Origin of the sequence: Lamprobacter sp., from assembly GCF_034860625.1 — a bacterium.
Classification (GTDB): Bacteria; Pseudomonadota; Gammaproteobacteria; order Chromatiales; family Chromatiaceae; genus Lamprobacter.
Map to the genome: position 1 here is coordinate 1 of NZ_JAYESN010000463.1, position 1,672 is coordinate 1,672.

At 65.8% G+C, this 1,672-nt stretch carries 1 protein-coding gene; it reads left to right on the forward strand.

The genetic code is table 11. The features are described from left to right. Positions 1–279 precede the first annotated feature (279 nt). The gene (nagZ, locus tag VBE63_RS28840; protein ID WP_323686416.1) at positions 280–1,398 is read left to right on the forward strand and encodes a beta-N-acetylhexosaminidase; all 1,119 of its coding nucleotides are present in this window, start codon (positions 280–282) and stop codon (positions 1,396–1,398) included. The last annotated feature ends 274 nt before the right edge of the window (positions 1,399–1,672 follow it).

Sequence of the window (1,672 nt, forward strand, 5' to 3'; positions counted from 1 at the left end):
CGCCCAGCAACGCGCCACGATCCTCATCGGTGACCTGCCGGCGTCGAGGCTGGAACAGACCCTCGGACCACGGATCATCGAGCGGCTCCACGAGGCGGGAACTCGCCAGGTAGCCTTCACCTGGCCCAGTCATTGCCGCCGCGCAGTCTAGGGTCAAGCGCGACGAGCCTCCGAGCCTGGATGCGAACCCTGCAACGCCCACCGGATCAGGCCCAAACGCTCCGCGATCGATGACCCCCTGCCCAGGTACGGATCAGCACTGTCTGTCATGCTTGCTCCATGCACCCGCGCCGACAGTTCCTCCAAGCCGCGCTTGGCCTCACCGCCACCGCCCCCTGGCGTTCCCTGCAGGCGCAAGACCTGCCCTGGTGGCGCTGGCCGCTCGAGCAGCGCCTGGCGCAACTGCTCATGGTCGGGTTTCGCGGCGTCGACCTCAGTGCTGAGGATCCCATCGTGCGCGATCTCAGCCAGCATGGTCTCGGTGGGGTCGTCCTATTCGATCGCGATGGCCGCAACATCCGCTCGCCGCAACAACTGCGTACCCTGACCCGAACCCTCTCGGCACTCAGCCCAACACCGCTGCTCATCGGCGTCGATCAGGAAGGCGGGCGTGTCGCGCGCCTGAAGCCGCGTGACGGCTTTCCAGCAACGGTCTCGGCACAGATGCTCGGCCAACGCGATGATCCAATCCAGACCGAGCGCACGGCCGACACCATCGCCCAGACGCTGGCGGACAACGGCCTGAACCTCAACTTCGCCCCTGTCGTTGATCTCAACCGCAACCCCGACAACCCGATCATCGGCCGCCTCGAGCGCAGCTTCTCGGCCGATCCGCACCGGGTCGTGCAGCACGCGGCCGCCGTGGTCAGGGCGCAGCAGCGCCGGGGTATCCTCAGCACTCTGAAGCACTTCCCCGGTCATGGCAGCGCCGGAGCCGATTCGCATACCGAGGTCGTCGATGTCACCGACAGCTGGTCAGCACAGGAACTCATCCCCTATGCCCACCTGATCCAGGCCGGCTATCGCGATCTGATCATGAGCGCCCACATCCGCAATGCACGCCTCGATCCCCGGCATCCGGCGACGCTCTCCTGGCCAATCCTCACCGGCCTGCTCCGCCAGCGGCTCGGCTTTCGCGGTGTCGTGATCAGCGACGATCTACAGATGGACGCCATCGCCCAACATCACAGCCCCAGCGAGGCCCTGATCGGCGCCCTGAATGCCGGTGTCGATGTCCTGCTCATCGCCAACCATCGGCCCTACGACCCGGATCGGGTGCCGAAGACGCTTGTTATCCTGCGCCAGGCGATTGCCGACGGGCGGCTGCATCTCTCCCGAGTCAACAACGCCTGTGCCCGTGTCATGGCCCTGAAAGCCCGCTACCGCTGGTCGGTATGAGACAAGGAGACCGCCACAAAAACAGGCCACCCCGACAACGCCGGGGTGGCCTGTGTACAGACGCTCAGGGCTGAGCGGCACCACGCAGGTGCCGTCATCCGGTTCAAGGGTACCTCAGAGGTCTCGCCCGTCCGCCATGGTCTCGAGCCCACAGGGACCCAGCCGCCAATGACGGTCTTCATCGGCATCCTGATCGCACAACAGCGCGGTGCGCTGTTGCGGGTCCACAGCGATCAGGCTGAGGGCACTGTCATTGGTCCACTCGATGCCGATC

What these genes read in the sequence shown, in the direction of transcription:
- nagZ (WP_323686416.1), top strand. Translation starts at nt 280, where the DNA reads ATGCACCCGCGCCGACAGTTCCTCCAAGCCGCGCTTGGCCTCACCGCC.